At 56.1% G+C, this 6845-nt stretch carries 5 protein-coding genes; all 5 read left to right on the top strand.

Annotation, left to right across the window (positions count from 1 at the left end; all coding sequences use genetic code 11):
• The first annotated feature begins 130 nt into the window (after positions 1–130).
• The 5 genes from ACCW76_RS03370 (at position 131) to ACCW76_RS03350 (ending at position 6821) form a co-directional block, all read left to right on the top strand.
• Positions 131–1492, top strand: coding sequence for a TolC family outer membrane protein (locus ACCW76_RS03370; RefSeq protein WP_436337746.1), 1362 nt, complete (start codon positions 131–133; stop codon positions 1490–1492).
• The gene (locus tag ACCW76_RS03365) at positions 1489–3672 is read left to right on the top strand and encodes a type I secretion system permease/ATPase (RefSeq protein ID WP_436337745.1); all 2184 of its coding nucleotides are present in this window, start codon (positions 1489–1491) and stop codon (positions 3670–3672) included. Before ACCW76_RS03370 ends, ACCW76_RS03365 begins: the two co-directional genes overlap by 4 nt.
• On the top strand, positions 3672–4895 hold the full coding sequence (locus ACCW76_RS03360; protein WP_369801870.1) for an HlyD family type I secretion periplasmic adaptor subunit: 1224 nt from the start codon (positions 3672–3674) through the stop codon (positions 4893–4895). Before ACCW76_RS03365 ends, ACCW76_RS03360 begins: the two co-directional genes overlap by 1 nt.
• Positions 4896–5042: 147 nt before the next feature.
• On the top strand, positions 5043–5963 hold the full coding sequence (speB, locus tag ACCW76_RS03355) for an agmatinase (RefSeq protein ID WP_034823229.1): 921 nt from the start codon (positions 5043–5045) through the stop codon (positions 5961–5963).
• Between the two features lie 447 nt (positions 5964–6410).
• Positions 6411–6821: a YidB family protein gene (locus ACCW76_RS03350; RefSeq protein ID WP_045814677.1), complete on the top strand. Its 411-nt coding sequence runs from the start codon at positions 6411–6413 to the stop codon at positions 6819–6821.
• Positions 6822–6845 lie beyond the last annotated feature (24 nt).

Genomic DNA, 6845 nt, shown 5'->3' with positions numbered 1-6845 from the left:
ATGAGCCCCTTTCCTTTTACTGACTGGTGGATTATCGATGGATTTGATGCAATCAGGCGCTCCAACTCGCCGTTACTCTAAGCTCAGCGTCTTCTGTGCGGGCATCGCTTTATTTCATTGTTCACAACTCATGGCTGCCAGTGATGCGCTCACCTCGGCCAGCCGAATCACCTCCGCAGGCCTGGCGCAACAGCAGCAGGATCTGCCGTCATTAACCGGTGAAGTGGCCGAACCCGCATTGGCTCACGTTCCGGATTCACTCACGATCAACCAGGCCGTACAGCGTGCCATTCAGTGGCATCCAGATATCGCGCAGGCGGTGGGCAAAATGCTGGAACAGGCCAACCAGGTGGATGTGGCGAAAGCCAAATATTATCCGCAGATCAGTGGCGGGATGAACAACGGCTATAGCAATGCCTATACCGAGAAGGGGTTCAGCCCATCGTTTGTGTTATCGGTTTCGCAGATGTTGTATGACTTTGGCAAAGTCAGCAGCTCGGTGCGATCCGCTGAAGCGGGCGTGGCGATGGAACAAGCCAACGTGCTGGTGAGTATTGATACGGTGGCACATGACACGGCTTCCGCGCTGGTGGAAGTGCAGGGCTATCAGCAACTGGTGAAGATTGCCCAGCAGCAGCTTGATGCACTGAGCAAAATTGGCGATCTGGCCCGTCAGCGAAATGATGAAGGCGCGGCTTCGCTCTCCGATGCCACGCAAACGGATGCACGTATTGAAGGTGCACGCACCACGCTGATTCAGTATCAGGCTAACCTCGATCGCTGGCGTGCCACGCTGGCGACCTACCTCGGTTGGCCGTTGGTGAAGAAAGTGAATGAAGATTTTCCGGTGAACCTGACGCGCTCCTGCTCGGTGGGTAAAGCGGATGACAAACTCAACCCGGCGGTGCTGTCGGCATGGGCTCAGGCCAATCAGGCACAGGCAAAACTGGATAATGCTAATGCGCAGAACCTGCCAACGATTTCGCTGGAACCCCAGGTGACGCACTACCTCAACAATCATTACTCCGGCAGCGAAACGCTCGATCGCACTCAGTATCAGGCGTTCGTCAAAGTGGAGATGCCGATCTATCAGGGAGGCGGGATCACTGCCGCACGTGACGCCGCTGCCAACGCCTTGCAAGCCGCCAACGCGGCCGTCAATTCCGCACGCCTGAAAGCACGGCAGCAACTCAGTGAATCGCAAAGTGCAGCCCTTAGCTTGTCGCAAAGTCTGGCGATTATGGGGCGGCAACAGACGCTGGGTGAGAAAACCCAGCAGCTCTATCAGGATCAGTATCTGCAACTCGGCACCCGTCCGCTGCTGGACGTGCTTAACGCCGAGCAGGAAGTGTTCCAGACCCGTTTCACCCTGCAGCAAACCATCAGTCAATTACGATCGTTACAACTCGATTGCTTATACAGCACCGGGCATATCCGATCGGCGTTCGCGTTGAATAATCAGCGGATCCAGAATGTGGAGATCCAGCCATGACCCAGTTACAAATTCCCGATGCCCCGAACGGTGATACCAGCAGTGGTGCCGACGGGCACGTTCCGTTAAATGGATGGGCGACGGCGATCATCCAGATCGCCACCCACTATCGTTTGCCCTGTTCTCCGGGCATGATCATGGCCGCCGCCGAATGGCAGGGGAAACAGACGCGCGACAAAGCGCTGCGCCATTTAGCGCGCCAGGCGGGGTTATCGCTCCAGCTGTACGAAGAGAACAAGTGGGAAATTACCAGTTGGCGTCTGCCGCTGGCGGTAGAACTGGCCGACGGGCAGGTCGGTGTTATCACCAACTTCGATGGTGAAGATGAAGTGCGTGTGCACTTTTCGGGAGATGAGCAACCGGCGCCCGTTGCGCTGGAAACGCTGCTGCCGGAGATTCGTTTTGCCGCCGCATTACGTCCGGTCACCGCCGCCAAAGACAGCCGCGTCGATCGCTATCTGGCAACGATCAAGCCGGATTGGCTGCGGCGTCTGGTGCTGCACGACCTGCGGCCTTATGGCCACGTGATGCTGGGATCCTTCCTGCTCAACCTGCTGGCGATGGTTGGCATTATCTTCTCGATGCAGGTGTATGACCGCGTGATTCCGGCGCAATCTTATCCCACGCTGTATGTCCTCTATATCGGGGTGATTATCTCCGTGGTGTTCACCTATGTCCTACGTGTCGGGCGCGATCATGTCACTGACCTGCTAGGTAAACGTGCCGATATGCGTGTTTCGGATCGCGTGTTTGGTCATGCGCTGCGGCTGCGTAATAGTGCGGTGCCGCGTTCCACCGGTACTTTTATCTCGCAGCTGCGCGAGCTGGAATCGATCCGCGAAATGGTGACTTCAACCACCGTTTCCGCCATTGTTGATATGCCGTTCTTCCTGTTGTTTATGCTGGTGATGGCGATCATTGCGCCACAGCTGGCGTGGATTGCGCCGATTGCGGTGATCCTGATGGTGCTGCCCGGCATTCTCAGCCAGAAGAAGTTGTCAAAGCTGGCGCAGCAAAACCTGAAGGAATCGACGCTGCGTAATGCGGTGCTGGTGGAGAGCGTGCAGGGGCTGGAGGATATCAAGCTGATGCAGGCGGAAGACCGTTTCCTGCAACAGTGGAACAGCTACATTCGCATTACGGCGCAATCCGGTGTGGAGATGCGCAAAGTGATGCATTCGCTGATCAGCTGGGGTGTCACGGTGCAGGGGCTGGTGTATGCCAGCGTGATCGTGGTCGGTGCGCCGATGGTGATCAACGGTGATATCACCACCGGTGCGATTGTTGCGGCTTCGCTGCTCTCTTCGCGCATGATTGCCCCCATGGCGACGTTGTGTGGTGTGCTGGCTCGCTGGCAGCAGGTGAAAGCCGCCAAAGGCAGTCTGGATGCATTGATGAATCTGCCGGTGGAGAACAGTAAAGACGAGACGCGCATCCATTGTCCGGTGCTGTTTGGCCATTATCAGTTCAATGATGCGATGTTCCGCTACTACACCGATTCACTCACCATCGCGCTGCGCATCAAAAGCCTGACCATCAAGCCGGGTGAGAGAATTGCCGTGCTGGGTCGCAACGGTTCGGGCAAATCGACCTTGTTGCAGGCGATGATTGGCGGCATGGATCTGGTGGGCGGTGAGCTGCGTCTGGATAACCTCAGCTTGCCACATATTGATGTCTCGGATGTGCGGCGCAACGTGGGTTTGATGACGCAAAACGCACGCCTGTTCCACGGAACGCTGCGTGAAAACCTCACCATGGGCGCGGCCCACGCGACTGATGATGCCATCTTCGGTGCATTGACGGTCAGCGGCGGGGCGGATTTCATTCGTCGTTTGCCACTCGGTCTCGATCATCCGGTGATGGAAGGCGGGATAGGCTTATCGGGCGGTCAGCGCCAGTCAGTGCTACTGGCTCGCATGCTGTTGCGCGATCCCAACATTATCCTGCTGGATGAACCCACGGCGGCGCTGGATGATCATACCGAGAAGGAGTTCATCGAACGTCTGGGCGCGTGGCTGAATGGCCGCACGCTGATCGTGGCGACGCACCGTGCGGCGATCCTTGCGCTGGTGGATCGCGTGCTGGTGCTTAAAGATGGGCAACTGGTGATGGATAGCCCGAAAGAGAATGCGTTGCCGCCACCGCGTGCCGGCGGTAATCCACCAGAGGTGCGCCCATGATGAAGCAACTTCCTGGCAAACTGCGGCTGGTCACCGCGGCAGAAGTCGATTCCTCTGACGACCTGTTGGGGGAGCTGAAATCCGAGACCCACTACACCGGAGCGGTCAGGCTGATCACCATCAGCGCCGCGTTGATCCTGATATCGCTGGTGTGGGCCTGGTTCGGCACGCTGGATGAAGTCTCAACCGGCACGGGCAAAGTGATTCCGAGTTCGCGTGACCAGGTGCTGCAATCTTTAGAAGGTGGGATCCTCACCGAGCTGTATGTGCACGAAGGCGATCGGGTGAAGGCGGGGCAGGTAGTGGCGCGTCTGGATCCCACGCGCTCGCAATCCAGCGTCGGTGAAAGTGCGGCGCGTTATCGTGCGGCACTGGCAGCGGCCTCGCGCCTGAGAGCCGAGGTCAACGACGATCCCCTTACGTTCCCCAATGAGCTCAAAGCTTATCCTGATTTGATTGCCTCTGAGACGCGGTTGTACAAAACCAAACGCGCTCAGCTTGCTGACTCGACGAAGCAGTTCAACGAGTCGCTGGCGTTGGCGAACAAGGAATTGGCGATCACACAAAAGCTGGCCAAAACCGGTGCCGCCAGTAGCGTCGAAGTGCTGCGTTTGCAGCGTGATAAATCAGATCTGGAGCTAAAACTCACCGACATGCGCTCGCAATACTATGTGCAGGCGCGTGAGGAGTTGGCGAAAGCCAGTGCCGAAGCGGACAGCCTGGCTGAGGTGATCAAAGGGCGCGAAGATACGGTGACGCGCCTGACCATCCGTTCACCGATGAACGGCATCGTGAAAAACATCAAAGTCTCCACCGTCGGCGGGGTGATTCCTCCCAACGGTGAACTGATGAACATCGTGCCGTTAAACGACCGGTTGCTGATTGAGGCGCGCCTGTCACCGCGTGATATTGCCTTTATCCATCCCGGCCAGCGTGCGGTGGTGAAGATCTCGGCCTATGACTACGCGATTTATGGTGGGATGAATGGCGTGGTGGAAAGCATTTCACCGGATACCATCCAGGATGAGGTGAAGCCGGAGATTTACTACTATCGCGTGTTTATCCGCACTGATAACGACTACGTGCAGAACAAAGCCGGTAAGCGCTACTCGATTAGTCCGGGGATGGTTTCTACGGTCGATATCAAGACCGGCGAGAAGACCATCATGGATTATCTGGTGAAACCGTTTAATAAAGCCAAAGAGGCGATGCGCGAACGTTAATCCAGGCGTCGATTGCAGGTTGCCGGATTCTTCGCGATAATCATGCCTAACAAATCCCTTCCTCGTCGGGCCTAACGACGCGGAGGGGATTTTTTTTACCTATATTTTAGTGGCTAACCGACTCACGGATCTTAAAGAGGACAAGTTATGTATAACACCCTGGGCAATCAGTACGATAACTCCCTGGTTTCTAACGCCTTCGGTTTCATGCGCTTCCCGGTGAACTTCCAGCCTTACGACAGCGATGCTGAGTGGGTGATCACCGGTGTACCTTTCGATGCCGCAACTTCGGGTCGTCCGGGCAGCCGTTTAGGGCCGGGTGCGATTCGCCAGATCTCCACTAACCTCGCATGGGAAGGTTGCCGCTGGCCGTGGGATTTCGACCTGCGTCAGCGCCTGAACGTGGTGGATTGCGGTGACCTCGTTTACGCATTCGGTGATTCACAGGATCTCTCTGACAAATTGCAGGCGCACGCTGAGAAATTGCTGGCAAACGGTAAGCGTATGCTGACCTTCGGGGGCGACCACTACGTCACGCTGCCGCTGCTGCGCGCGCACGCTAAGCACTTCGGTAAAATGGCACTGGTGCACTTTGATGCGCACACTGACACTTACTCTAACGGTCCAACCTTCGACCACGGCACCATGTTCTTCACCGCGCCAAAAGAAGGGCTGATCGATCCAAATCACTCAGTGCAGATTGGTATCCGTACCGAGTTTGATAAGAGCCTTGGCTTTAACGTGCTGGATGCAGCACAGGTTAACGATCGCAGCGTCGATGATATTCTGGCGGAAGTGAAACGCACCGTGGGCGATCTGCCGGTGTATCTGACCTTTGATATCGACTGTCTGGATCCGGCACACGCACCGGGCACCGGCACACCAGTGATCGGCGGCCTGACCAGCGATAAAGCCACCAAGCTGATTCGTGGCTTGCAGGGTATGAACATCGTCGGGATGGATCTGGTGGAAGTCGCACCGGGTTACGACCACGCCGATCTGACATCACTGGCGGCAGCTACGTTGGCGCTGGATATGCTGCACGTGCAGGCAGCGAACAAAGGCTAATACTGGGAAGGGCAGGGCGAGAGCCTTGTCCTTAAATCAAGCGTTGATAGTGATACAAAGATTAAAAACTGAGGGCGATCATTTGCTCTCGACTTCCCCGGTTCCTAATAGTCGCCATTGATATCCTGAGCGGCAGACCTTACCACCAGATACGCGCCGATCAGCACAATCGCGATAACGACGGCGAGAATAATCAGAATGGTCATCATAGTATGTAGCGCTCCGGTGACTCTCTCTGGTATCGCCTGCAAACAAACGGTCAGTGTAGACCATCTTCACCATGAAATGGCCCCGTCTGGTGAATACAGACCATTGTCACGCTTCTCGCATTGATGCCTCAACAACTTAAAGGTGACAATTCGTTATCGGCACCCTGTAGCTATACTTTTGGGCGTAGCGTTATTTATCGCTTCGTTAATCACGGTTACTCAATCTTTGGAGGTCACCATGGGCTTTCTGGATGAATTAGTGGGTTCGCTGGGGAACGGCAACGGGCAAGGCAATCAGTTGGGTCAGTTGCAGGCGATCTGGAATTGGGTGCAGGAGCAGGGCGGAATCGAAGTGCTGCTGCAGAAGTTTCAACAGGGCGGGCTCGGTGAGGTGCTGGGTTCGTGGATCGGCACTGGCGGTAATCAACAGGTCGGCGGCGGTGAGATTCAGAGTGCCTTTGGGCAGGAGGAGTTGCAGTCGCTGGCTGATAAGCTGGGCACCGATGTGAATGGTGCATCTGGCACGCTGGCGTCGTTGTTGCCGCAATTGATCGATAAGATGTCGCCGCAAGGTCAACTGGATGAGCAGAGTCTGCACAACAACCAGCTGGATTTGGGGTCGATGGTGGATGATCTGTTTAAGCGGTAATTGTCGAAGTGGAAGAGAGGAGCG

Origin of the sequence: Pantoea sp. C8B4, assembly GCF_051336905.1 — a bacterium.
GTDB classification, from domain to species: domain Bacteria; phylum Pseudomonadota; class Gammaproteobacteria; order Enterobacterales; family Enterobacteriaceae; genus Pantoea; species Pantoea rwandensis_B.
The sequence above is the reverse complement of the archived record's forward strand: the minus strand, read 5'-3'. Positions and strand labels throughout refer to the sequence as shown.